Here is a 25,390-nt window from a genome sequence, read left to right as displayed (position 1 = left end):
GGGGTGGGGGCCATTAGGGCGGGCCTTAGCGTACCTCAAACCGACCCCGTTTTATTCGATGCACTGTTACATGTTTTCACGGGTATACCCTTAGTATGAAAATCTATTTTCTTCTCTAAAATTTGTTTGTAAACAGATTTACATAAACTCCCGCTACATCTCCCCCCTCGATGACCAAGGCCGCACTCACGATTGCTGACCGGATCGCCCGGGCCCAGCCCGCGCTGAGCCGTACTCAGCACAAGATGGCCGAGTACGTGCTGGCGCACCAGTTCCGCGCCGCCACCATGACCATCGATGAGTTCGCCGCGGCGGTGGGAGTGTCGGTGGCGACGGCCAACCGCTTCGCGCGCGCCCTGGACCTGCCGGGCTATCCGCAGTTCCGCGCCGAACTCGCGCGCGGCTTCGAGGCGGCGCTGGAGCCGGTGGAAAAGCTGCGCACAGAGCTGGCGCATTCCGCCAGCGCCGTGCAGATCTTCGCCGCTACGCTGGAAGAAGACATCCGCAATGCCCAGCGCAACCTGCAGTCGCTGGACGCCGCCGCCTGCGAGCAGGCAGTGGAGGCCATCCTGGCCGCCGACCGCGTTTTCATCATCGGTTTCGGCGCCAGCGGCTTCCTGGCCGGCCTCCTGCAGCGCGGCCTGTGCATGCATCTGCATTCCGTCGAATCTCTGGCCGGTCCCGGCGGCGTGTCGCACGCGGCGCGCCAGATGGCGCGCATGACGTCCAAGGACCTGGTGATCGCCATCGGCTTTCCCCGCTACCTGGCCGACACGGTGACGTTGGCCGGCGCCGCCAAGCAGGCCGGCGTGCCGGTGCTGGTGCTGACCGACAAGCCCACCTCGCCGCTGGCGCCCACGGCTTCCGTGTTGCTGTATGCGTATTCCGCGCGCCAGCTGATTCCCAATTCCGAAACCGCTGCGCTGGGGCTGATCGAAGCCCTGTCGGCCGCGGTGGCCTATCGGGCCAAGAATTCCGTCGCGGCCGCCGCTGGGGTGACCCAGTCCGTGATGCCGTGGCTCATCCATGGAGTAGGTAAACGATGATTCAACCCGTGATTGCGATTCACGGTGGCGCCGGCGCGATGTCCCGCGCGGCCATGTCGCCCGAGAAAGAACAGGAGTACCTGAGCGCGCTGGAATCCATCCTGACCGCCGGCCAGGCCGTGCTGGCCCGTGGCGGCAGCGCCCTGGACGCCGTGACCGAAGCCGTCCGCCTGCTGGAAGACTGTCCGCTGTTCAACGCCGGCCATGGCGCCGTGTTCACCAGCGCCGCCACCCACGAACTGGACGCCGCCATCATGGACGGCGCCACGCTGCGCTCGGGCGCGATCGCCGGCGTGCACCGCGTGCGCAACCCGATCTTCGCCGCGCGCAAGGTCATGGAAAACAGCAAGCACGTGTTCTTCGTGGGCGAGGGCGCCGAAGCCTTCGCCAAGGAAGAAGGCGTGGAACTGGTCGATCCCTCCTACTTCTCCACCGAAGCCCGCCGCGAACAGCTGCTGCGCGTGCAGCGCGAAACGCCGGAAGCGGCGGTGCTGGACCATGACGGCCAGGCGCTGGTCGCGCGCGGCCAGCCCGCACCGGCCGATCCGCTGGACTCGGACAAGAAGTTCGGCACCGTGGGCGCGGTGGCGGTGGACGCCCAGGGCAACCTGGCCGCGGCCACTTCGACCGGCGGCATCACCAACAAGCAGGTCGGCCGCGTGGGCGACGCGCCGCTGATCGGCGCCGGCACCTATGCCAGCAACAAGACCTGCGCGGTGTCCACCACGGGCACCGGCGAAATGTTCATCCGCATGGTCGCCGCCTATGACGTGGCGGCGCAGATGGAATATTGCGGCGCGTCGCTGGAAGCGGCCGCCGACCGCGTCGTGCATGAAAAGCTGCCCACCATCGATGGCAAGGGCGGCCTGGTGGCCGTCGACGCCCAGGGCAATGTGGCCTTGCCGTTCAACACGGAAGGCATGTATCGGGGTTACGCCCGCGTCGGCGAGAAGCCGGTCACCGCTATCTACCGATAAGCGGCGGCGGGTTCGTTTTTTCAGTATTTGGGGAATCAAAAGAGATGGTTGATCGCGCAAACAGCCTGGCGCTGCCGGAAAACCGCGTGGTCCAGGTCGACGACCTGACGGTGCGCTTCGTGGGATCGGAGCGCACGGTCGAAGCCGTGCGCAATCTGTCGTTCCATGTGGACCGGGGCGAGACCCTGGCCATCGTGGGCGAATCGGGTTCGGGCAAATCGGTGACGTCCCTGGCGCTCATGCGTCTGGTGGAGCACGGCGGCGGGCGCATCGCCCAGGGCAGCATGGCCCTGCGGCGGCGCAACGGTTCCGTGATGGACCTGGTCGGATCCAGCCAACGCGAAATGCGCAGTGTGCGCGGCGCGGACATGGCCATGATCTTCCAGGAGCCGATGACCTCCCTGAATCCGGTCTTCACCGCCGGCGATCAGATCGCCGAATCGATCCGCCAGCACCAGGGCAAGGACGCCGCGGCCGCGCGCGCCGAGGCGCTGCGCATGCTGGAGCAGGTCCGCATTCCGGAAGCCAAGTCGGTGCTGGACCGCTACCCGCACCAACTGTCGGGCGGCATGCGCCAGCGCGTGATGATCGCCATGGCGCTGGCCTGCAAGCCGGCGCTGCTGATCGCCGACGAACCCACCACCGCGCTGGACGTCACCATCCAGGCGCAGATCCTGCAACTGATCCGCCAGCTGCAGGAAGAAATGCACATGGGCGTGGTGTTCATCACCCACGACATGGGCGTGGTCGCGGAAGTGGCCGACCGCGTGCTGGTCATGTACCGCGGCGACAAGGTCGAGGAAGGCCCGTCCGAGCAGGTATTCGCCTCGCCGCAGCACCGCTACACCAAGGCGCTGCTGTCGGCCGTGCCGAAGCTGGGCGCCATGCAGGGCACGGACCTGCCCGCGCGTTTCCCGCTGCTGCAGGCCGAAGGCCAGGCCCAGCCCGAGGCAGCTCCGGTCAGCGCGCCCGCCGCGCCGGACGCCAAGCGCGAGCCTATCCTGAGCGTGCGCAAGCTGGTCACCCGCTTCGATCTGCGCGGCGGCATCATGAGCCGCGTGCAGCGCCGCGTGCATGCGGTGGAGCAGGTCAGCTTCGACCTGTTCCCCGGCGAAACGCTGTCGCTGGTGGGCGAGTCCGGTTGCGGCAAGTCCACCACCGGCCGCTCGCTGTTGCGCCTGGTCGACAGCCAGGGCGGCGAGATCCGCTTCGGCGGCCGCGACATCGTGCGCCTGAAGAACACCGAACTGCAATCCCTGCGCCGCGACATCCAGTTCGTGTTCCAGGACCCGTTCGCCTCGCTGGATCCGCGCGTGACGGTCGGCTTTTCCATCATGGAGCCGCTGCTGGTGCACGGCGTGGCCCGTGGCCGCGATGCCGAGCGCCGCGTGGCCGAACTGCTGGAACGCGTGGGCCTGCCGGCGGAAATGGCGCAGCGCTATCCGCACGAATTTTCGGGCGGCCAGCGCCAGCGCATCTGCATTGCGCGCGCCCTGGCTTTGAACCCCAAGGTCGTGATCGCGGACGAATCCGTGTCGGCGCTGGACGTGTCGATCCAGGCGCAGATCGTGAACCTGCTGATCGACCTGCAGCGCGACATGGGCATTTCCTTCCTGTTCATTTCGCATGACATGGCCGTGGTCGAGCGCGTCAGCCACCGCGTCGCCGTCATGTACCTGGGCCAGATCGTGGAGATCGGGCCGCGCCGCGCCATTTTCGAGAATCCGCAGCACCCTTACACCAAGAAGCTGATGTCCGCCGTGCCGATCGCCGATCCGGCCCGCCGCCACATGAAGCGCACGCTGTTGTCCGACGAAATCCCCAGCCCCATCCGCAAGCTCGGCGACGAGCCCGTGGTGCAGCCGCTGGTGCAGGTCGGAACGGATCACTTCGTCGCCCGGCATCCGGTCGGCGGAGCGTATTGAGTCAGTTGTCGTACTTGTTTTTCTTCCACCAAACCCCCTAATTCCTTTTTGGAACCAGGAGTTGCAATGATGAAAGTTCTGCGCCCCACCAAACTGATGGCCGCCGCTGCGCTGGCCTTCGGCGTGATCGCGTCGCCGCTGGCGCATGCCGCCAAGGACGTGACGTTCGCCGTCTCCATCGCGCTGGAAACGCTCGATCCGTACAACACCAACAGCACGCTGAACCAGGCGGCCGGCAAGGCCTACTATGAAGGCCTGTTCGAGTTCGACAAGGACCTGAAGGTCCAGAAGGTCCTGGCCACCGACTACACCGTCAGCGAAGACGGCCTGGTCTACACCTTCAAGCTGCGTCCCGGCGTGAAGTTCCATGACGGCACCGATTTCAACGCCGAAGCCGTCAAGATCAACTTCGACCGTCCGGCCAATCCGGACAACCGCCTGTCGCGCTACATCCAGTTCAGCGTCATCGACAAGACCGAAGTGGTCGACCCGATGACCGTCAAGATCACGCTGAAGAAGCCGTTCTCGGCCTTCATCAACGCGCTGGCCCACCCGGCCGCCATGATGATCTCGCCCGCCGCGCTGGCCAAGTACGGCAAGGAAATCGGCTTCCACCCTGTGGGCACCGGTCCCTTCGAATTCGTCGAATGGAAGCCGGCCGAATACCTGAAGGTCAAGAAGTTCGACGGCTACTGGAAGAAGGGCTACCCCAAGGTCGACACCCTGACCTTCCGTACCGTGACGGACAACAACACCCGCGCCGCCGTGGTGCAGACGGGTGAAGCGCAGTTCGCCTTCCCGGTGCCGTTCGAGCAGGCCGCCGTGCTGAAGAAGAACGACAAGCTGGACGTGGTCGATCACCACAACTCGATCATGGCGCGCTACCTGTCGATGAACACGCAGCAAAAGCCGTTCGACAACGTCAAGGTGCGTGAAGCCATCAACTACGCCATCAACAAGGAAGCCCTGGCCAAGGTCGCTTTCTCGGGCTATGCCACCATCGTCGACGGCGTCGTGCCGCAAGGCGTGGACTACGCGCACAAGACCGGCCCGTGGCCGTACGACATCAAGAAGGCCAAGGCCCTGCTGGCCGAAGCCGGCTACCCCAACGGCTTCGAAAGCCAGCTGTGGTCCGCCTATAACGACGGCACCTCGGTGAAGGTGGTGCAGTTCCTGCAGCAGCAATTGGCGCAAGTCGGCATCAAGGTGTCCGTCGAAGTGCTGGAATCGGGCCAGCGCGTGCAGCGCGTCCAACAGGTGCAGAAGCCTGAAGACGCCAAGGTCCGCATGTACTACGCCGGCTGGTCGTCCTCGACCGGCGAAGCCGATTGGGGCCTGCGTCCGCTGCTGACCACCGCCGCGTTCCCGCCGGTGCTCAACAACGTGTCGTATTACTCGAACAAGTCGGTGGACGATGGCATCCAGCAAGCCCTGGCCACGACCGACCGCGCCAAGAAGACCGAGATCTACAAGAACGTTCAGGAAACCATCTGGAAGGACGCCCCGTGGGCCTTCCTGGTGACCCAGAACAACCTGTACGTGAAGTCGAAGAACCTGTCGGGCGTGTACGTTGAGCCGGACACCTCGTTCTGGTTCGGCGACATCGATCTGAAGCAGTAAATCTGGCAGTAACTCTCGGGGCCTAGTCGCCCCTGTAAGGCCACATACGGCGGGGGCGCGGTGTCCCCGCCGATGTTGCAGGAATTTCAATGCTGACCTACATCGTCAAACGTCTTTTGGGCATGATCCCCACGCTGCTGCTGGTAGCCGTGGTCGTGTTCCTGTTTGTGCACATGCTTCCGGGCGACCCGGCGCGACTGGCCGCGGGCCAGGAGGCCGACCAGCAGACCGTCGAGCTCGTGCGCAAGGAACTGGGACTGGATCTGCCGCTGCCGCAGCAGTTCGTGCGCTATTTCAGCCACATGCTGCAAGGCGACCTGGGTACCTCCTTGCGTACCAAGCGCCCCGTCTCGACCGAAATCGCCGACCGTTTCATGCCTACCCTGTGGCTCACGCTCGCCAGCATGGTGTGGTCAGTGACCTTCGGCATGATCATCGGGATCGTGTCGGCGGTATGGCGCAATCGCTGGCCCGACCGTCTCGGCATGACGCTGGCGGTGTCCGGCATCTCGTTCCCCGCGTTCGCGCTGGGCATGATGCTGATGCAGGTCTTCTCCGTGAATCTGGGTTGGCTGCCTACCGTGGGCGCCTCGACCTGGCAACACTACATACTTCCGTCCATCACGCTGGGCGCCGCCGTGGCGGCCGTGATGGCGCGCTTTACCCGGGCTTCCTTCGTGGAAGTCATCCAGGAAGACTTCGTGCGGACCGCCCGCGCCAAGGGCCTGACCGAGCGCCGCGTCGTGATCAAGCATGCGCTGCGCAATGCGCTGATTCCCGTCGTCACGATGATGGGCCTGCAGTTCGGCTTCCTGCTGGGCGGCTCCATCGTGGTCGAGACCGTGTTCAACTGGCCCGGCCTCGGCCGCCTGCTGGTGGACGCCGTGACCCAGCGCGACTATCCGGTGATCCAGGGCCTGGTGCTGCTGTTCTCGCTGGAATTCATCCTGATCAACCTGATTGTCGACGTGCTCTATGGCGTCATCAATCCCAGCATCCGTTACAAGTGAGGCGGCCATGAGCAATACGACACCCGCCACGACCATCGCCGCCGCTCCCAAGAACGACGTGCGCACCCCCGCCACCGAGTTCTGGCGCAAATTCAAGAAGCAGAAGCTCGCCGTCGGCGCGGGCATCTTCGTCCTGCTGCTCGTCGTCGTCGCGGTCTTCGCGCCGTGGATCGTGCCGTTCGACCCGGAGAACTTCTTCGACTACGACGCCCTGAACGCCGGACCTTCCACCACCCACTGGCTGGGCGTGGACTCGCTGGGCCGCGACATCTTCAGCCGCATCATCATGGGCGCGCGCATCTCCTTGGCCGCGGGTTTCCTGTCCGTCGCCATGGGCGCCGTCGTCGGCACTTTCATGGGCCTGATGGCGGGCTACTACGAAGGCTGGTGGGAACGCATCACGATGCGCATCTCCGACGTGCTGCTGGCGTTCCCCGGCATGCTGCTGGCCATCGGCGTGGTCGCCATCCTGGGTTCCAGCATGGTCAACGTGATCGTGGCCGTGGCCGTGTTCAGCGTGCCGGCGTTTGCCCGCCTGGTGCGCGGCAACACGCTGTCGATCAAGCAGATGACCTACGTCGAAGCGGTCAAGAGCGTGGGCGCGTCCGACTGGACCATCATCATGCGCCACATCCTGCCCGGCACGATCTCGCCGATCGTGGTCTACGGCACGATGCGCATCGGCACCTCGATCATCACCGCGGCCAGCCTGTCGTTCCTGGGCATGGGCGCTTCGCCTCCCACGCCGGAGTGGGGCGCGATGCTGAACGAAGCGCGCGCCGACATGGTGATCGCGCCGCACGTGGCGATCTTCCCGGCGCTGGCGATCTTCTTCACGGTGCTCGCGTTCAACCTGCTGGGCGACGGCCTGCGCGACGCGCTCGATCCCAAGATCGACCGCAAGTAATCCTGCCGCCGGTCCTCCCTGGAGGGCCGGCGTGGAGGGCGAATCTTTGCGCCGTCGCCCCAGGGCGGCGGCGTTTTACATTCAGGAGCGTGGCGACACGCAACGAACATGGACAAACAAGCGCTGGACATCCCCCGCATCGGCGTACTGCCTTCGGGACCGCTGGATTCGATCTGCGATGTGGGCGAGGTCACCGTCGGCCACTGCACGCTGGCCGAAGGTCCGCTGCAGACCGGCGTGACCGTGGTGCGCCCGCATGGCAGCGATCCCTATCTGGACAAGGTGCCGGCCGCCGCCACCGTGCTGAATGGCTTCGGCAAGAGCACCGGTCTGGTTCAGGTGCAGGAACTGGGCGTGCTGGAAACGCCCATCGGCCTGACCAACACGTTTGGCGTGGGAACGGTGGCCAATGCGCAGATCCGCACCGCGGTGGCAGCGAACCCTGGCATTGGCCGCGGCATGGCTACCGTCAATCCGCTGGTCTTCGAATGCAACGATGGCTATCTGAACGATATCCAGGCGCTGGCGGTGCAGGAATCGCACTACGCCGAGGCGCTGGCCGCCGCGGGCAAGCCGTTCGAGCAGGGCGCCGTCGGCGCGGGCCGGGGCATGTCCTGCTTCTCGTTCAAGGGCGGCATCGGCTCGGCCTCGCGCCTGGCATCCATTCAGGCCGGACCGCAATACACGGTTGGCGCGCTGGTGCTGGCGAACTTCGGCCGCCTGCCCAACCTGACCGTGGCGGGCAGGCCCTTCGGCCGCCGGCTGGCGCAGCAACTGGACAGCGGCCTGGCCCAGGCGGGCGAGAACGCCGCCATCGTGCCCGAGAAGGGTTCCATCATCCTGCTGCTGGCGACCGATGCGCCGCTGGACTCGCGCCAGCTGCGCCGCCTGTCGCTGCGGGCAGGGGCAGGGCTGGCCCGCACCGGTTCGGTGTACGGCCATGGCAGCGGCGACATCGCGCTGGCGTTTTCCACGGCCTATACGGTGCCGCAACTGCCCGAGCAGCCCATGCCGGCGGTGGCGATGCTGCACGAGACCCGCATCGATCCCTTGTTCGAAGCCGCCGCCGAAGCCTGCGAACAGGCCATCATTTCCGCGCTGTGGCATGCCGAAGGCGTGACGGGGCGCGACGGCAACCACCGCGCCGCGATCCGCGACGCGGCGCCGCAGTGGCGCCAGTGGCTGTCCGAAACCGAATTCTGAAATCCTCCGAGGCTGATCCCATGAAGATCCTGATTTCCACCGATATCGAAGGCGTCGCCGGCGTCTTTCATTCCGAACAAGTCCGCGCGGGCAACGGCGAATACGAGCGCGCCCGCGCCTGGATGACCGCCGAGGCCAACGCGGCCGTGCAAGGCGCGATCGCTGGCGGCGCCGAAGAGATCCTGGTCAACGATTCGCACGGCGGCTTTCGCAACCTGCTGCCTGACGGCCTGGACGAGCGCGCCCGCCTGGTGCTGGGCAAGCCGCGCTACCTCGGCATGATGGGCGGCCTGGAAGAGGGCTGCGACGCCGTCTTCATGATCGGCTACCACTCGCGTTCGCAGGGCCGCGGCATTCTGGCCCACACCATCAACAGCTTCGCCTTCGCCCGCGTGCTCATCAACGGCATGGAGCTGGGCGAGGCCGGCCTGTACGGCGCGCTGGCGGGCGAGTTGGGCGTGCCCGTCATCCTGGGCACCGGCGACGATGCCTTCATCGAGGAGACCCGCGATACCTTCCCGGGCGCCGAATGGGTGCAGACCAAGGTGGCCCATGGGCAGGGCAGCGGCGTGACCCTGTCGCCTGCGGCATCGCGCCGCGCGATTGCGTCCGCCGCCGAAACCGCCGTGCGCAATTTGAAGAAAGGGGGAGTGGTTCCTTTCCGCATTCCCGCCCCTATAGAATGCCGGTTGCAGACGCAGAGCTCGGCCCTGGCCGACCTGTTCTGCATGTGGCCCACGCTGGAACGCGTGGACGGCGTGACCTTGCGATTCACCACGGATAGCATGCAGTCCGCCGTCCGCACGCTGAACAGCCTGGCCGCCATGTCTTTCATGTTGCGCTAAGGATCCCATCCCCCATGTCTAGCACCGACGCCCGTATTGCCCAATTGCGGCAGGCCATGAGCCGCCGCGGCCTGTCCGCCTATGTCGTTCCGTCCTCGGACCCGCACCTGTCCGAATACCTGCCCGCGCGCTGGCAGGGACGGCGCTGGTTGTCCGGCTTCACGGGCTCGGTCGGCACGCTGGTGGTTACGGCCGATTTCGCCGGCCTGTGGGTGGACAGCCGCTACTGGGTGCAGGCCGAAGCCCAGTTGGCCGGCACCTGCGTGCAGTTGATGAAGATCGCGCTGGCCACGACGCCGGGCCATGTGGACTGGCTGGCGGCCAATGCCAAGGCGGGCGAGGTCATCGGGGTGGACGGACAGGTGCTGGGCCTGGGCGCTTTCCGCGCCTTGTCGGCGGCCGCGGCCTCGGCCGGCGCGGCCCTTGAAATCCGCGAGGATCTGCTGGAAGACATCTGGCAGGAACGCGCCGGGCTGCCCGGCGCCGCCATCTATGAACATGTGGCGCCCGAAGCCTGCGTGACCCGCGCAGACAAGCTGGCGCAGGTGCGCGCCGCCATGCGCACGCATGGCGCCGACGTGCATTTCATCAGCACGCTGGACGACATTGCCTGGCTCTTCAACCTGCGCGGCGCGGACGTGGATTACAACCCGGTGTTCGTCGGCCACGCGCTGGTCGGACTGGACCATGCCACGCTGTTCGTGGCCGACGGCAAGATCGACGACGCCCTGCGTGCTGTGCTGGCGGCCGATGGCGTGGAAGTCGCCGCATATGCCCAGGCCGCCGATGCGCTGGCCTCGCTGGAACTCGATCAGAAGCTGCTGATCGATCCGGCCCGCGTGACCTGCGGCGTGTTCCATGCGATGGACCCGGCCGTGCCGCGCGTCGAGGCCATCAATCCGTCCACGTTGCTGAAATCCCGCAAGACCGATGCCGAGCTGGCGAACGTACGTCTTGCCATGGCGCAGGACGGCGCCGCGCTCTGTGAGTTCTTCGCCTGGTTCGAAGGCGCGCTGGGCAATGAAGCCATCACCGAACTGACCATCGACGAGCAGATCACCGCTGCGCGCGCGCGCCGGCCGGCCTATGTCTGCCCCAGCTTCGCCACCATCGCCGGCTTCAACGCCAACGGCGCGATGCCGCACTACCGCGCAACCCAGGAATCGCACGCCACCATCGAAGGCGACGGCCTGTTGCTGATCGACTCGGGCGGCCAATACCTGGGCGGCACGACCGACATCACCCGTGTGGTCGCGGTGGGCTCGCCCAGCGCCGACCAGAAGGTGGATTTCACTCTGGTGCTCAAGGGCATGATCGCGCTGTCGCGCGCCTCGTTCCCGCGCGGCACGCCTTCGCCCATGCTGGACGCCATTGCGCGCGCCCCTATCTGGGAAGGCGGCGCGGAATACGGCCATGGCACGGGCCACGGCGTGGGTTACTTCCTGAATGTGCATGAGGGCCCGCAGGTCATTTCCTACCGCGCCGTGCCGGGTCCGCACACGGCGATGGAGCCAGGCATGATCACCTCCAACGAGCCGGGCATCTACCGCCCGGGCCGCTGGGGCGTGCGCATCGAGAACCTGGTCGCCAACCGCGCCTGGCTGACCTCGGAACTCGGCGAATTCCTGTGCTTCGAAACGCTGACGCTGTGCCCGATCGACACGCGCTGCATCGAGCCGTCGCTGATGCGCGCCGACGAAATCGCCTGGCTCAACGACTATCACAAGACGGTGTACGAACGCCTGTCGCCGCTGGTCGAAGGCGAGGCGCTGGCCTGGCTGGAGCGCCGCACCGCCGCGATCTGAACCGCTGCGTGAGTGCATGAAAAAAGGCCGCGGGCGCAATGCCCGCGGCCTTTTGCTTCGCGCGGAGTCGGGTCAGCTTGCCGGCGTGGCCGTCTTGGCGCGGGGATACAGTGCGAGCCTGCCGATCAGGCAGCCCAAGGCCAGCAGCGCGCCATAGGCCAGCAGCGTCAGGCCGGCGGCCGCATGGGACTCCGCCGCGCGCATCAGTTGTCCCCAGGTCATCGCCCGGACGGCCAGGAATCCCAAACCTATGCTCAGCGCCTGCGCCAGCCAGAAGGCGATGGTGCCGTGGGCGACGGCCCGTCCGAACCGGGCCGCGCCGATCGGGCGCGGCAGGATGTTCAGGCAGACCAGGGTGCATAGCCCCAGCAGGGCCGCAGGCAGGACCAGATAGCCCAGCGCGTACGCCGTCCAGCCAGCGCCCTGAGCCTGCATCTGCAGGAAACCGCCCAACCAGACCGAAACAGTCAGTTGCCAGACCAGCACGGTCAGCGCGGTAGTCCAGGCGGCATGGCGCCGTTCATAGGCGGGGCCGCCAGCCGGGCCCGCAGGCTGCACGGTCCAGGCGGCAATGCGCACGATGACGCAGATGCCAATGATCTCAAGCACGATGGTCACGAGCTTGGTGATGATGTTCAGGGCCAGAAACTGCCCGATCATGCCGAAGCCGAGCCGTTCCTGCAGCACGTCGCGGTGGTCCATGACGAAGCGCATCAGCGTGTTCTGCAGGAAGGCGATGCCTGCCGCCACGGCCAGGGTGTAAAGCAGAAACAGCGCGATGAAGGTGCCGAACAGCTTGCGGGGCTCGGTCACCGCCTGGGTGTCATGGCGCGCCAGCCAGCCTCGCATGGCTCCCCAGGCGGTCAATCCGGCGATCACCGCGCCCGCGACGATATGGACCAGCAGCGGCGCCAGGAACTGCGGCTGGGTGTACATCTCCTGCATTTGCTCGAACTGGGGCAGGGCCAGCAGGCTGTACGACTGGACCAGCGCCGAGTAAGCAAGCCGCAGGAAAACTGCGGTCAACGCAAGGCGCCAGGCGAGCGAGTAGGAGGATCGGGCGGGATCGGTCATCGGCGGAAGCGGGAGTGTTGAGAAAAAACAGCAAGCAAAAAAATAGGGATCGAACATAGCACGGCGCTGCGCCGCGCCACACAAGGCGATGCCCCTTTCGGCGATTCGAGTGCTGCCAAATGTTACGCCCCGGAGCTAGGGGAAAACCCAAATAAGCTCCGCCTCCCGGCTATAATCCAAATTTCCCGCACGCGCCCGCTCGTCCCGGGTGCTCATTACGATGACCAAATACGTATTTGTCACCGGCGGTGTGGTGTCTTCCCTGGGCAAAGGCATCGCCGCTGCGTCGCTCGCCGCCATCCTCGAGTCGCGTGGCCTGCAAGTCACCATGCTGAAGCTCGACCCGTACATCAACGTCGATCCGGGCACCATGAGCCCGTTCCAGCATGGCGAGGTGTTCGTCACGGAAGACGGCGCCGAAACCGACCTGGACCTTGGCCACTACGAGCGTTTCATTTCGGCTCGCATGCACAAGGTGAACAACTTCACCACCGGCCAGATCTACGAATCCGTGCTCCGCAAGGAGCGCCGCGGCGACTACCTGGGCAAGACCGTCCAGGTCATTCCGCACATCACCAACGAAATCCAGGACTTCATCGCCCGCGGCGCCGAAGCCGCCTGGAACGGCAACACGGACGTCGCGATCGTCGAGATCGGCGGCACCGTGGGTGACATCGAGTCCCTGCCGTTCCTGGAAGCCGCCCGCCAGATGAGCCTGCGCATGGGCCGCAACAACGCCGCCTTCGTGCACCTGACGCTGGTGCCCTTCATCGCGTCGGCCGGCGAACTCAAGACCAAGCCGACCCAGCACTCGGTGCAGAAGCTGCGCGAAATCGGCATCTACCCGAACGCGCTGCTGTGCCGCGCCGACCGCCGCATCCCGGACGACGAGCGCGCCAAGATCTCGATGTTCTCCAACGTGCCCCTGGACGCGGTCATCTCCGTCTGGGACGCCGATTCGATCTACAAGATCCCGGCGATGCTGCATGCGCAGGGCGTGGACAACATCGTCTGCGAAGCGCTGGGCCTGACCCCGCCGCCGGCCGACCTGTCCATGTGGGACAATCTGGTCGAGGCGCTGGAGCACCCGCAGCACCAGCTCACCATCGGCATGGTCGGCAAGTACGTCGACCTGACCGAGTCGTACAAGTCGCTGACGGAAGCCCTGGTCCACGCCGGCATCCACACGCGCTCGAAGATCAACATCGAGTACATCGACTCCGAAGACATCGAAACCCGCGGCACCGACCAGCTCAAGCACCTGGACGCCATCCTGGTTCCGGGCGGCTTCGGCAAGCGCGGCACCGAAGGCAAGATTGCCGCAATCCGCTACGCCCGTGAAAACGGCGTGCCGTACCTGGGCATCTGCCTGGGCATGCAGCTGGCCGTGATCGAGTTCGCGCGCCACGTCGCCGGCCTGGGCGGCGCCAACAGCACGGAATTCGATCCCTCGGCGCCGCACCCCGTGGTGGCCCTGATCACCGAATGGATGGACCGCGAAGGCAAGGTCGAAAAGCGCAACCAGTCGTCCGACCTGGGCGGCACCATGCGCAAGGGCGCGCAGCGCGTGCCGATCAAGCCGGGCACCCGCGCGCAGTCGATCTACGGCGACGAAGTGAACGAGCGTCACCGCCATCGCTACGAGGTCAACAACGTCTACGTGCCGCGCCTGGAAGAAGCCGGCATGGTGATCAGCGCCCGCACGCCGACCGAGAACCTGCCGGAAATGATGGAATTGCCCGACCACCCGTGGTTCGTGGGCGTGCAGTTCCACCCGGAGTTCACGTCGACCCCGCGTGACGGCCACCCGTTGTTCGCCAGCTATATCCGCGCCGCCATCGAGCAGAAGGCTCGCCGCGGTCAGGAGGCGTAATGCGCGTCTGCGGTCTGGAGTTCCGTAAGCGGATCTTCGGGACCGCGGGCCGCCGCCTCAGCGCCGCCCTATACGGCGGCGCTTCTTTCGGATACAACCAATTAGCATCGGATATGCGTCGCCCGGCCGCCTTGCGCGACACTGGCGGCGTCGCCGTATCCGGCGTCAGACCGAAACCAACGCAACTGCTCTGAAGGAATCCCATGAGTGCCTACCTCATCGCCGACGTCTCAGTGACCAAGCCCGCGCAGTACGAGGACTACAAGCGTCTGTCCACGCTCGCAATGCGCGCGTACGATGCGAAGATCCTGGTGCGCGGCGGCGATTCCAGGCACCTCGAGGGCCGTGAGCCTGGCCGTACCGTCGTCATGGAATTCCCCTCCATGACCGCGGCCCAGGCTTTCTACGACTCCTGGCAGTACCGCCGCGCCCGCAATGCCCGCGAAGGCGCGGCTGTCATGAATATGTTTATCGTTCAGGGAATGTAAAGTCATGAGTGCTATCGTCGATATCATCGGCCGCGAGATTCTGGATTCGCGCGGCAACCCCACCGTCGAATGCGATGTGCTGCTGGAGTCCGGCGCCATGGGCCGCGCGGCCGTGCCGTCGGGCGCGTCCACCGGCGCGCGCGAAGCCATCGAGCTGCGCGACGGCGACAAGAGCCGTTATCTGGGCAAGGGCGTGCTGCGCGCCGTCGAGAACCTGAATACGGAAATCTCGGAAGCCCTGATGGGCCTGGACGCCCAGGAACAGACCTTCGTCGATCGCACCCTGATCGAGCTGGACGGCACCGAATCCAAGGAACGCCTGGGCGCCAACGCGATCCTGGCCGCCTCCATGGCCGTGGCCCGCGCCGCCGCCGACGAATCGGGCCTGTCCCTGTACCGCTATTTCGGCGGCAGCGGCCCCATGAGCATGCCCGTGCCGATGATGAACGTCATCAACGGCGGCGCGCACGCCAACAACACGCTGGACCTGCAGGAACTGATGATTCTGCCGGTGGGCGCAGGCAGCTTCCGCGAAGCCCTGCGCTGGGGCGCCGAAGTCTTCCACATGCTCAAGAAGCTGATCCACGGCCAGGGCATGTCCACGGCAGTGGGCGACGAGGGCGGTTTCGCGCCCAACGTGGCCAGCCATGAAGCCGCCATCCAGCTGATCCTGAAGGCCATCACCGAAGCCGGCTACGAGCCGGGCACGCAGATCGCCCTGGGCCTGGATTGCGCCAGCTCCGAGTTCTACCGCGACGGCAAGTACACGCTGGCCGGCGAAGGCGGCATCTCGCTGTCCTCGCAGGAGTTCACCAATCTGCTGGCCACCTGGTGCGACAAGTACCCGATCATCTCGATCGAAGATGGCATGGCCGAAAACGACTGGGAAGGCTGGAAGCTCCTGACCGACCAGTTGGGCAAGAAGGTGCAGCTGGTGGGCGACGACCTGTTCGTCACCAACACCAAGATCCTGCGCGAAGGCATCCAGAAGGGCGTCGCCAACTCGATCCTCATCAAGATCAACCAGATCGGCACCCTGACCGAGACCTTCGCCGCCATCGAAATGGCCAAGCGCGCCGGCTACACCGCCGTCGTGTCGCACCGTTCGGGCGAAACCGAAGACTCCACCATCGCCGACATCGCCGTGGCGACCAACGCCATGCAGATCAAGACGGGTTCGCTGTCGCGTTCGGACCGCATGGCCAAGTACAACCAGCTCCTGCGCATCGAGGAAGAGCTGGCTGAAGTCGCGTCGTATCCCGGCTTGGAAGCTTTTTACAACCTGCGTTGATGAGAAGCGCGGCCCCAGGCGCAATCCCGGGGCCGCATCCACGCCACGACTGCTGAGGGTTCCCGCGTATGCGCCTGTTGTTCCTGGTGCTGTTCGTGCTGCTAGGCCTGATCCAATACCCGCTGTGGCTGGGTAAGGGCGGGTGGTTCAAGGTCTGGGATCTGCAACGCCAGGTGGCGGAGCAACGCGAGACCAACGAAGGCCTGCGCGCGCGCAATGCCGCATTGGAAGCGGAAGTGCGTGACCTCGAAGGCGGCTCCGGCGCCATCGAGGAACGCGCCCGCGGCGAACTGGGCATGATGCGCGACGGCGAGGTGTTCGTGCACATCCTGCCGCAGAACACCCCGGCCCCGGCTGGCGGCGCCTCTTTGGCTGCCGACGCCGCGGCCAAGCCGGCCACCCCCGCGCGCGCCAGCGCGCCGGCGGCCCGCCCTGCGGCTACGCCTCCCAAGCCCGCCAATCAGGCCAACGCCCGGCACTGAGCGCCGGCTGCCGTTCCTGTTCATTCCCCGTTCCGTTCAACCGCAGCGCACGCTGCGGCACTCTCCGTACACGATGCCGGCGGGTTGCGGCGTCCTGCGTGCCCAATCCACCGGGTGCGAATGCATCTCCGTTTCCAGTTCCATGTGCAGGGGCAACAGGCCCCGGGTCTGCGCGTTTCCGGCATAGCTGCCGCGATCGGAGCCCAGCGCGGCCAGCAGCGCCCGCAAGGGCGGCAGCAACGGCTTGTGCAGATAGGTCAGCCGCAGCTTCAAGGTGTTGGCCTGGAATATGGTCTGGCCGCCCGGCTGCGGCGGCCGGCGCGCATGCTGCAGGTCCTGGTAGCCGTTGTCGATGGCGCGCAGGCCTGACGCCGCGGGTACCTTGAGATCCGGGCGGGCGTGTTCGCGGAACGATTGCTCGTCGGGCAGCAGGACTTCGATGCGCCAGGGGTGGGTACCCGAAATGGCGGCCAGCTCGGCTTGCTCGTCTTCCTGGCGGCGGCGTGCGCCGGCCTGGCCCTGCGCATCGGCGTACCGCGGCAACAGGGCCTGCAGAAAGGCCATGCGCATGCGCGCTGGATCGCCGTGCCCGGTGGCGCCGGCGCGTCCCGCCTCCATCAGCGCCAGATAGGCCATCTGGCGCACGCCCTGCCAGCGGGCCGTTTCGATCGCCAGCAGGCCCAGCAGCAGCACCACGGCGCCCGCCACCGCGAATTCGATGGCGGCGGCGCCGCGTTGCCGGCAGGAGGGAGCATGAAAAAAGGCGGTCATGGCTGCGCAGTCTGGCGCAGGCATGGCCGCCTGTCGATGAGGATAAGCCGGCGTGATCGAAACGTCCCGGCGGCCAGGCCGCCGGTGTGGATCAGTGCACCGTGGGAGGTTCGTCCGCGGCCGGAGCTGCGCCGGACGAGAACAAGGTGGCGCAGTCGACGGAGTCGAACTTATACGGTTTGCCGCAGAAGTCGCAGGCCACGTCGACCTGGCCGCGTTCGGCCAGGATGCTGTTGATCTCTTCCTGGCCCAGCGTGCGCAGCATGCTGGCCACGCGTTCGCGGGTGCAGGGGCAGTGCCAGCGCACCGCCAGCGGATCGAACGCCACCAGGGTTTCTTCCCAGAACAGGCGATGGATCAGCGTGTCGATGTCGGTGGCCAGCAGTTCATCGCGCTTGATGGTGCCGGCCAGGGCGCAGGCGCGGTCCCAGGTTTCGGCGGCGTTCTGCTCGGTAAGAGCGGGCGCGTCCGAGCCGCCGTGGTAGGGCAGGCGCTGGATCAGCATGCCCGTGGCATGGTCGGCGTCGGCCGCCAGCCACAGCCGGGTATCCAGCTGTTCGGAGGCTTTCATATAGTGCTGCAGGGCTTCGGCCACGGTGTCGCCCTGCAGGGGCACGATGCCCTGATAGGCCTGCTGGCCCGGCAGCTTGCGCTGCGGATCCAGCACCACGATGAAACGGCCGTTGCCGCCCGGATTCAGCAGGCTTTGCATGTTGCCGTCGCTGGGCACGTCGTGGCCTTCGCGCATCTTGACGGTGGCGCGCAGGCTCAGGTCGTTGCGGCATTCCACCACCAGCAGCGCAATGGGGCCGTCGCCCTGGATCTGCAGCACCAGCGAGCCGTCGAACTTGATGTTGGCGGCCAGCAGCGTGGACGCCGCCACCAGTTCGCCCAGCAGGTGGGTGATGGCGGGAGGGTAGTCGTGATTGGCCTGCACGGCCTTCCAGGTCGCGTCCAGGCGCACGGCCTGGATGCGGACGCTGCGGTCTTCGGTAAGGTATTTCTTGAGCTGATCGGTCATGGAGGAATGTTAGCCGATCAGGCCCGTCTATTCCCCCTGCCGCCAGCAGGGTCGAAGCGCCGCCCCGGGGCGCTCAGCCGATCCGTTTCAGCGCGGTCTTGTAGTGTTGGCCGCGCGCCACGTAATGGGCGGTGTTCTTGTGCAGATTGGCGATTTCCTCGTCCGAGAGCTCGCGGACGATCTTGCCGATGCCGATGACCAGGGAGTTGTCGGGAATGATGCGGTCTTCCGGAATGATGGCGCCGGCGCCGATCAGGCAGTTGCGGCCGATGACGGCATTGTTCAGCACGATGGCCTGCATGCCCACGAGGGCGCCTTCATGGATGGTACAGCCGTGCAGCATGGCCTGATGGCCTACCGTGACGTTGGGGCCGATGGTCATGGGACAGCCGTCGTCCACGTGCAGCACGCTGCCTTCCTGGATATTGGTGCCGCTCTTGATCAGGATGGCGTCGTTGTCGCCGCGGATCGACACGTTGGACCAGATGCTGACGCCTGCCTCCAGCGTTACGTTGCCGATGATGTCGGCGCTGTCGGCCACATAGGCCGCCGGGTCGATGCGGGGAATCAGGTCGTCAAGCTGGTATATGGGCATGCCTAGGTCTCCGGTTGCGGCGTCACGCCTTGGGGGCGTGCGGCGCGTCTGTAATGGCTGCGGTCATCCGCGAGCGCTCTTCTTCGCGCAGGCGCAGGATGCGGCGCTGGATTTTACCGGTGGTGGTCATGGGCAGCTCGTCGACGAATTCGATCTCCTTGGGGTACTCATACGGGGCCAGGCGCTCGCGCACATGTTCCTGCAGGTTCTCGATGATGTCGTTGCGGTCGCGCTGCGCGAACTCCGGCGTCAGCACCACGTAGGCCTTGACCAGGGCGCCACGCTCGGCGTCCGGCTTGGGCACGACGGCGGCGTTGGCCACGGCCGGATGCCCGATCAGGCAGCTTTCGATTTCGCCCGGCCCGATGCGGTAGCCGGCGGACTTGAATACGTCGTCGGCGCGGCCCGCGTACCAGAGGTAGCCGTCGGCGTCGATCTTGGCCAGGTCGCCAGTCAGGCACCAGTCGCCCTTGAACTTGGCCTGGGTGGCGGTTTCATTGCGCCAGTAGCCCAGGAACATCACGGGATCCGGGTAGCCATGGATGTCGAGCCGGTTTACGGCGATCTCGCCGGTGGCGCCGGGTGCGACCGGCTTGCCGTCCTCGTCCAGCACCGCGACGTTATGGCCCGGGTAGGGGCGGCCCATGCTGCCTGGTTTGGCGGGCCAGCGCTTCTGGCTGTTGCCCACCACGTAGTTCATTTCCGTCTGGCCGAACATTTCGTTGGGCGTTACGCCCAGCGCCGATTGGCACCATTCGAAGACGGTCTCGCCCACGCTTTCGCCGGCGCTCATGATGGAACGCAGGGCCAGCTGGTAGCGGCCGCGCGGCTCCGGCACCGCTTTCATCATCATCTTGAGCGCGGTGGGAAAGAGGAAGGTGTTGGTGACCTGGTAGCGTTCCAGGAGCTCGAATGCGCGCTCGACCGAGAAGCGGCCGCGCGTGCCGACGATGGGGTGGCCGAAGTACAGGGTGGGCAGAAGGGCGTCCATCATGCCGCCGGTCCAGGCCCAGTCGGCCGGCGACCAGAACACGTCGGCGGGCTTGGGGAACCAGTCCTGCGAGGCCACGAAGCCCGGCAGGTTGCCGATCAGCACGCTGTGCGGCAGCAGCGCGCCCTTGGGGGCGCCGGTGGTGCCGGAGGTATAGAGCAGGATGGCCGGGTCCGAGGAACGGGTCTGGACCATCTTGAATTCGCTGGGTTGGCGCGCCAGCAGGCTGCGCCAGGGCAATACGCGTTCGTCGGCGAAGCCGATGCCGATAATCTGCTGCAGGTTGGGACAGTTGTCGCTTACGGCCAGCAGGTTGGCGCTGGAGGCGTAATCCACGATCGCGACCCGGGTTTCGGAGTCGCGCAGGCGGCTTTCCAGGGCCTCGGGGCCGAACAGGGCGGACAGCGGCAGCACTACCGCGCCGACGCTGTAGATGGCCATATGGGCCACCACGGTCTCGGGCCGTTGCCCCAGCACCACACCCACGCGGTCGCCGCGCCCAACGCCCATTTTCACCAGGCCGTTGGCCAGCTGATTGGCCGCTTCCGCCAGGCGGGCATAGGTCCAGACCTCGCGGTTGCCAGATTCATCTTCGTAGTAGATGGCAATGCGCCGCGCATCCGGACTGCTGGATGCCCAGCGGTGGCAGCACGCTTCCGCGATGTTGAACTGGGTGGGTACCAGCCAGCGGAATGTTTGGTAGAGCGCCTGATATTGGTCGTTCATGGCCCTATGTTGTGAGCATGTTGCAGCGTGAACGGGTCAAGTTGGCCCGTTGCCCCAGATGCAAGCATGACCTAGAGGGCCGTGAACTGCAACATCCCCGTTGCGTAACGGGGACGCATACGGGTTATCACGGGTGTTTGCCTTGGCGGCGCAGTGCGGAGGGCAGGGCCGGCAGCGTCAGCGAGCGGGGCGGCCGGGCGGCGGGATCGGCTTCGCGATCCGCCATGACAGTGGCCCAGTCCAGCAACTGGAGCTGGCCGTCGTGCGTCTCCGCCAGGGCGGACAGGCTCTCCACCCAGTCGCCGTCGTTGCAGTAGAGGATCTCGCCCACGTAGCGCAGTTCGGCCTTGTGGATATGGCCGCAGACCACGCCGTCCAGGCCCCGTCGCCGGGCTTCGCCCGCCAGCGCCTCTTCGAAGTCCGTGATGAAGGACACGGCGTTCTTGACCTTGTGCTTCAGGTATTGCGACAGGGACCAGTAATGCAGTCCCAGGCGGTGGCGCAGCCGATTGAAATGATGGTTGATCCACAGCGCCAGTTGGTAGAGCCCGTCGCCCAGGTGGGCCAGCCAGCGGCTGTGCTGGATCACGCCGTCGAACTGGTCGCCATGCAGCACCAGCAGGCGCTGCCCCTTGGCGGTGGTGTGCACGTCCTCGTCCAGGATCTCGATGTCACCGAAGGCATAGCCAGCGAACTCGCGCGCGAATTCGTCATGGTTGCCCGGGATGAATACGACCCGGGTGCCGTTGCGCGCCTTGCGCAGGATGCGCTGGATGACGTCGTTGTGCGCCCGGGGCCAGTGCCAGTGCTTGCGCAGCTGCCAGCCGTCGACGATGTCCCCCACCAGGTAGAGCGTGTCGGAATCGTTGTGGTCCAGGAAGTCGAGGAGGAATTCCGCCTTGCACCCGGCGGTGCCCAGGTGAATATCGGAAATCCAGAGGGCGCGCCAGTGCGCGGGGCGGATTTCGTTCACGGTCGCTTTCCCAGGGGCTGTGCTCATGCCTGGGAATGAAACCATCCGGCGATGACCGGAACGTGAACGCTGCGTGACGCTGTTGTGACGGCGGGCGAGGTTCTGCGATGCACGGCGGACCGCCGTGCATCGGGTTCATGGGTTCGGGGGGGCCGCGACCGGAGTCGGCGGTCAGGGCTGCTGCGGGTTGGCCTTCTTGGCCCGCAGGCGCTTCCAGATGCCGCCGCCCAGCGCGGCCGCGGCCAGCAGGCCGACCTTGGCGAACTTGGCCAGGAAGGCGGCGATCACGGCGAACAGGCCCAGTTTCTTGGCCGCTACGCCAGCCACCAGGGCGGCCAGGCCGTACTCGGCCACCTTGTCGGTCGAGGAGTTGAAGTCGGCGTAGCGCTTGCCTTCGACGTAGTTCAGGTTGTCCAGCAGGGTCAGCACGGCCGTCTTGTCCTTGGGCACCATGCTCTTCTGCGTGATCAGGTCCAGCGTGATGTAGCCGTCGCGGCCCAGCGCGTAGGTGTTGTAATTGACGGTGGGGTTCTCGGTGGCGCTTTCGCCCTTGTGCTTGACCGCGACCGACCAGACCAGGCGCTGCGAGTTGCTGTCGTACTTCGGCGCCTCGACCCAGCCGTCCATGATCAGTTCGGGGAAGCCACGCTTCTTGCGCTCTTCGTTGGACTGCTCGGTGCCTTCGCGCAGGCTGTCCAGCAATTCGTTGACGTTCCAGTTCTTGGCGTCGTCGTCCTTGATGTAGCCGGCCTTGTCGAAATTGACGGTGATGACCCAATCGTCATCGTCGCTCTTGGGCATCACCACGCCCAGCAGGGAAGGATCCTTGCCGTTGCCGTAGGCCGCCATCAGCCGGTCCGCCTGCAGGCGCGGCACGAAGAACATGGATTCGGGCAGATGCACGACCGCCTGCTCGCCCAGTTTGACGTCGGCGGGCCCTTCCTGGGCAGCGGCGAAGGCGGCCTTGGTGGCCGCTTCGATTTCCTGTTGGGCGGCGGCGTTCTGCGCCAGGGCGCCGGCGGGCAGCAGGAACAGGGCGCTGGCGGCGGCCAGCGCAACACGGGAAAGGAAAGCGCGCATGATGGTTCTAGGGCGTCTGAAAAAAGGGGCCCCATTGTCTTTGCGGTCGACTTTCAACTTTCTGAAAGCAAACGGCTAATTCGGTGCACGATGTTGCCGTTTGTCGCAGAATGTATGCGGCGGGTCGGCTGACGCTGCCAGCGCAGGCTAGCGGGCCTTCTTGTGGCGCGGCGCGTTGCGCAGCCGCGTGCCCAGGATGCGATCGTGCAGGAACTGGCCGTCGGGATCGAACCAGGACCAGACGAAGATGGTGAAGGGCGCGGCGACGATGAACATGTCCATCGAAGGCCAGCCGGTGGCGCTGGCGGCCGCCCACACGACCGCCGCGCCGGCCAGCACCAGAGGCCAGACCAGGACGTAGCGCAACATCAGGCGGGTCGTGGACGGGGTGTTGCCGTCGCGGTCGACCAGGCGGATGTTCCAGGTTTTCATGGGCAGGGTCTGGCCGCGGCGTCGCCAGCACAGCACGAAATACGCTCCGATGGCGACGAACAGCCAGGCCTGCCGGGCGCCGCGCAATTCCAGCGCGTTCTTGCTCTGGGTCAGGGTATCCAGCAGGTAGCCAGCCAGGAACACCACGCCAAACAGCAGCACGGCTTCGTACATCATGCAGGCGAACCGGCGCAGCCGGTTGGGGGTCTGGTCGAGGAGGGCGTCGGTCGTCATGGGTCGCTATTATCCGACAAAGCCCATGCCTTCCAAGGCAAAAAAAAACCCACCGGTAAGGGCGGGTCTTAAAAGGGGCTATGCAGCCCCCAAGGGGAAAACTGTTCAGGCCGTAAGCCTGGGCCTTGCTCAGGCGGCGGAGTGCGCGTTCTTGGCGCTCGTCTTGCCAGCCAGGGCACGGATGCCGTGGGCCAGCTTACGCAGGCCGGCGGCCAACGCCCGCATCGGGTGCGGACGGAATTGTTCTTCGATAGCCTGGAGCATCAGTTGGCGCTCGAGTTCGTCGGTCAGGCGGATGGTGTTGTTCGGGTTGATCACAATAGCCTCCACGGGCTTGCACTGTTTGTTTAGCTACTAGGGATAACCCGAATTATAGGGGTTAACCCTGAATTTGTGCAAGTGCCTGGTGCATATTGGCAACACCTTGGTGCGATGATGCGCTCAAACAGTGCTGGGGAAAACCATAAGCAAAGATAAGCGCGCCATGTTGCGGCGCCTTTACAACGCGCTGTTCAAGGGGAAGGGGGCGCCCGGGGGCCGGAACCTCCCGGGGCGCAGGGGCGCTCAGGCGTCGCGGTAACCGGCCGCGACCAGCTCGAAACCGAACAGGCGGCAGTCCAGCGAACCGTTGTGCAGCGGCACGCGGCGCTTGGGCTTCAAGCGCATCTGGTTGGGCAAGGTGAGGTCGCTGGTGATGACGTGCAGTTGCCAGCCCGCGAAATTGCGCTTCAGGCAGGTGGCCCAGTCGCGCCACAGATCCGCGTCCTGTTCGGTCCCCATGCGCTCGCCATAGGGCGGGTTGGTGACGATCCAGCCGTGGTCGGCGGGCGCCGTGACGTGGCGGGCATCGCCGACCTCGAAGCGGATCGAGTCTTCGGTCAGCCAGGCGCGTTCGGCGTTGTTGCGGGCGAATTCGATCGCGCGCGGGTCCAGGTCGTAGCCGACCAGCGGCGCGTCCAGTTGCGGCAGGATGCGCGCGCGGGCATCGTCCTTCAGGTCGCGCCAGCGGTAGGCGTCATGTCCGCGCAGGCGTTCGAAGCCGAACGGGCGCGAGATGCCCGGGGGCACGCCGAGGGCGATCCAGGCAGCCTCGATCAGGATGGTGCCCGATCCGCAGAACGGATCCAGCAGCGGGGCGGCCGGATCCCAGCCCGCCAACGCCAGCATGCCTGCGGCCAGGTTCTCGCGCAGCGGCGCCTCGCCCTTGTCCAGGCGCCAGCCGCGCTTGAACAGCGACTCGCCCGAGGTGTCCAGGTACAGCGTCGCGGTATGCCCGGTCAGGAACAGGTGCACGCGGGCGTCCGGACGCACGGTGTCGATGCTGGGGCGTTCGCCTTCCAGTTCGCGCAGGCGGTCGCAGATGCCGTCCTTGGCGCGCAAATTGCAGTACTGCAGGCTTTGCACCGGGCTCTTGATGGCCGAGGTATCCACGCGCAGGGTCTGCTCCGCGCCGAACCAGCGCTCCCAGGGAGTGTCGCGGGCCAGGTCCAGGATGTCGTCTTCGTGCGAAATCTCGGCATGGGCGACCTGCACCAGGATACGGGTGGCCAGGCGCGAATACAGGTTGGCGCGCTGCACGCCGGCCCAATCGGCCGTGAACGAGCAGCCAGCGCGGCCGGCCTGGGCGTCCTCGAAGCCCAGCGCCTGCATTTCGGCCGTCAGCGCCTCTTCCAGTCCTTGCGGGCAGGGGGCGAAGATGGGAAATGTTTCCGCCTGGCGGGTTTCGCGCGGACGGCGGCTGCGGATCTCCACGGCGGGCTCGCGCCTGCCACGGCCTTCGTCGCGGTCATGTCCATGGTCGCGGGTTTCGGCGAAATCCGCTTCCTGTGCGTGGTCGGGTTCGGGCAGGTACTCAGGCGCGGGGCCGTCGTCCTCGAACGGGTCGTAGAAGCGTCCCGCCGGCGTCGCGGGCGCGATGTACTGGTCGTCGCGCAGGCGCGGCGCGCGCTGCGGGGCGCGGCCGGAGCGGCCGCCGGACTCGGCCTCGCGGCGCGGGCTATCGGCGCGCTTGCGGTCCGGCG

The 25,390-nt window shown here is 66.1% G+C and carries 23 protein-coding genes; 13 read left to right on the top strand and 10 right to left on the bottom strand.

The window, feature by feature from the left end; translation table 11 throughout:
• Window positions 1-170: 170 nt before the first annotated feature.
• From IB257_RS15820 to IB257_RS15780, 9 genes are all read left to right on the top strand, one after another.
• Entirely contained in the window at window positions 171-1,046 is an 876-nt protein-coding gene (locus tag IB257_RS15820; protein ID WP_054450699.1) for a MurR/RpiR family transcriptional regulator, read from the top strand.
• Window positions 1,043-2,023: an isoaspartyl peptidase/L-asparaginase family protein gene (locus IB257_RS15815; protein WP_054450701.1), complete on the top strand. Its 981-nt coding sequence runs from the start codon at window positions 1,043-1,045 to the stop codon at window positions 2,021-2,023. The genes IB257_RS15820 and IB257_RS15815 overlap by 4 nt, the downstream gene beginning before the upstream one ends.
• A gap of 44 nt (window positions 2,024-2,067) precedes the next feature.
• A complete protein-coding gene (locus tag IB257_RS15810) occupies window positions 2,068-3,948 on the top strand; it encodes a dipeptide ABC transporter ATP-binding protein (RefSeq protein WP_192492559.1) in 1,881 nt (626 codons plus the stop codon).
• Window positions 3,949-4,014: 66 nt separating this feature from the next.
• A complete protein-coding gene (gene gsiB, locus IB257_RS15805; protein WP_054450705.1) occupies window positions 4,015-5,568 on the top strand; it encodes a glutathione ABC transporter substrate-binding protein GsiB in 1,554 nt (517 codons plus the stop codon).
• An 89-nt stretch (window positions 5,569-5,657) separates the two neighbouring features.
• Window positions 5,658-6,578 carry a glutathione ABC transporter permease GsiC gene (gene gsiC, locus IB257_RS15800; RefSeq protein ID WP_013392281.1) on the top strand — a complete coding sequence of 307 codons (921 nt, stop codon included), beginning with the start codon at window positions 5,658-5,660 and terminating at the stop codon, window positions 6,576-6,578.
• Between the two features lie 7 nt (window positions 6,579-6,585).
• On the top strand, window positions 6,586-7,485 hold the full coding sequence (gene gsiD / locus IB257_RS15795) for a glutathione ABC transporter permease GsiD (RefSeq protein WP_054450707.1): 900 nt from the start codon (window positions 6,586-6,588) through the stop codon (window positions 7,483-7,485).
• Between the two features lie 108 nt (window positions 7,486-7,593).
• The gene (locus IB257_RS15790; protein ID WP_225588987.1) at window positions 7,594-8,688 is read left to right on the top strand and encodes a P1 family peptidase; all 1,095 of its coding nucleotides are present in this window, start codon (window positions 7,594-7,596) and stop codon (window positions 8,686-8,688) included.
• Between the two features lie 20 nt (window positions 8,689-8,708).
• Window positions 8,709-9,533 carry a M55 family metallopeptidase gene (locus IB257_RS15785; protein ID WP_054450710.1) on the top strand — a complete coding sequence of 275 codons (825 nt, stop codon included), beginning with the start codon at window positions 8,709-8,711 and terminating at the stop codon, window positions 9,531-9,533.
• A 14-nt stretch (window positions 9,534-9,547) separates the two neighbouring features.
• Window positions 9,548-11,338 carry an aminopeptidase P family protein gene (locus IB257_RS15780; protein WP_192492558.1) on the top strand — a complete coding sequence of 597 codons (1,791 nt, stop codon included), beginning with the start codon at window positions 9,548-9,550 and terminating at the stop codon, window positions 11,336-11,338.
• Between the two features lie 72 nt (window positions 11,339-11,410).
• On the opposite strand, the gene IB257_RS15775 is transcribed toward IB257_RS15780, so the two are convergent.
• Window positions 11,411-12,364: a hypothetical protein gene (locus tag IB257_RS15775; RefSeq protein ID WP_225588986.1), complete on the bottom strand. Its 954-nt coding sequence runs from the start codon at window positions 12,362-12,364 to the stop codon at window positions 11,411-11,413.
• A 268-nt stretch (window positions 12,365-12,632) separates the two neighbouring features.
• Between IB257_RS15775 and IB257_RS15770 the strand changes: the two genes are divergently transcribed.
• The 4 genes from IB257_RS15770 (at window position 12,633) to ftsB (ending at window position 16,546) form a co-directional block, all read left to right on the top strand.
• Window positions 12,633-14,285, top strand: a complete 1,653-nt coding sequence (locus IB257_RS15770; RefSeq protein WP_054450715.1) for a CTP synthase — start codon at window positions 12,633-12,635, stop codon at window positions 14,283-14,285.
• Between the two features lie 203 nt (window positions 14,286-14,488).
• A complete protein-coding gene (locus IB257_RS15765; RefSeq protein ID WP_013392289.1) occupies window positions 14,489-14,773 on the top strand; it encodes a DUF1330 domain-containing protein in 285 nt (94 codons plus the stop codon).
• 4 nt (window positions 14,774-14,777) lie between these two features.
• Complete coding sequence (gene eno, locus IB257_RS15760; protein WP_054450719.1) at window positions 14,778-16,064, top strand: phosphopyruvate hydratase; 1,287 nt, start codon at window positions 14,778-14,780, stop codon at window positions 16,062-16,064.
• Between the two features lie 68 nt (window positions 16,065-16,132).
• Window positions 16,133-16,546, top strand: a complete 414-nt coding sequence (gene ftsB, locus IB257_RS15755; RefSeq protein WP_054450721.1) for a cell division protein FtsB — start codon at window positions 16,133-16,135, stop codon at window positions 16,544-16,546.
• A gap of 36 nt (window positions 16,547-16,582) precedes the next feature.
• On the opposite strand, the gene IB257_RS15750 is transcribed toward ftsB, so the two are convergent.
• The 9 genes from IB257_RS15750 to IB257_RS15710 form a co-directional block, all read right to left on the bottom strand.
• Window positions 16,583-17,317: a pilus assembly protein gene (locus IB257_RS15750; RefSeq protein WP_225588985.1), complete on the bottom strand. Its 735-nt coding sequence runs from the start codon at window positions 17,315-17,317 to the stop codon at window positions 16,583-16,585.
• 91 nt (window positions 17,318-17,408) lie between these two features.
• Window positions 17,409-18,338, bottom strand: coding sequence for an Hsp33 family molecular chaperone HslO (gene hslO, locus IB257_RS15745; RefSeq protein WP_054450725.1), 930 nt, complete (start codon window positions 18,336-18,338; stop codon window positions 17,409-17,411).
• A gap of 73 nt (window positions 18,339-18,411) precedes the next feature.
• Window positions 18,412-18,933, bottom strand: coding sequence for a gamma carbonic anhydrase family protein (locus IB257_RS15740; RefSeq protein WP_054450727.1), 522 nt, complete (start codon window positions 18,931-18,933; stop codon window positions 18,412-18,414).
• A 22-nt stretch (window positions 18,934-18,955) separates the two neighbouring features.
• Window positions 18,956-20,650 carry an acyl-CoA synthetase gene (locus IB257_RS15735; RefSeq protein ID WP_119450949.1) on the bottom strand — a complete coding sequence of 565 codons (1,695 nt, stop codon included), beginning with the start codon at window positions 20,648-20,650 and terminating at the stop codon, window positions 18,956-18,958.
• A gap of 127 nt (window positions 20,651-20,777) precedes the next feature.
• The gene (locus IB257_RS15730; RefSeq protein ID WP_119450948.1) at window positions 20,778-21,650 is read right to left on the bottom strand and encodes a UDP-2,3-diacylglucosamine diphosphatase; all 873 of its coding nucleotides are present in this window, start codon (window positions 21,648-21,650) and stop codon (window positions 20,778-20,780) included.
• 144 nt (window positions 21,651-21,794) lie between these two features.
• Complete coding sequence (locus IB257_RS15725) at window positions 21,795-22,703, bottom strand: DUF2167 domain-containing protein (protein ID WP_054450732.1); 909 nt, start codon at window positions 22,701-22,703, stop codon at window positions 21,795-21,797.
• A gap of 147 nt (window positions 22,704-22,850) precedes the next feature.
• Entirely contained in the window at window positions 22,851-23,369 is a 519-nt protein-coding gene (locus tag IB257_RS15720; RefSeq protein ID WP_054450734.1) for an RDD family protein, read from the bottom strand.
• A gap of 129 nt (window positions 23,370-23,498) precedes the next feature.
• Window positions 23,499-23,687 (bottom strand): hypothetical protein, encoded by a 189-nt coding sequence (locus tag IB257_RS15715; RefSeq protein ID WP_006389355.1) that lies wholly within the window; start codon window positions 23,685-23,687, stop codon window positions 23,499-23,501.
• 246 nt (window positions 23,688-23,933) lie between these two features.
• Window positions 23,934-25,286, bottom strand: a complete 1,353-nt coding sequence (locus IB257_RS15710) for a class I SAM-dependent RNA methyltransferase (RefSeq protein WP_370540113.1) — start codon at window positions 25,284-25,286, stop codon at window positions 23,934-23,936.
• Window positions 25,287-25,390: the final 104 nt, after the last annotated feature.

Source organism: Achromobacter sp. ACM03, from assembly GCF_014851665.1.
In the GTDB taxonomy this organism is placed as follows: Bacteria; Pseudomonadota; Gammaproteobacteria; order Burkholderiales; family Burkholderiaceae_B; genus Achromobacter; species Achromobacter aegrifaciens.
The sequence above is the reverse complement of the archived record's forward strand: the minus strand, read 5'-3'. Positions and strand labels throughout refer to the sequence as shown.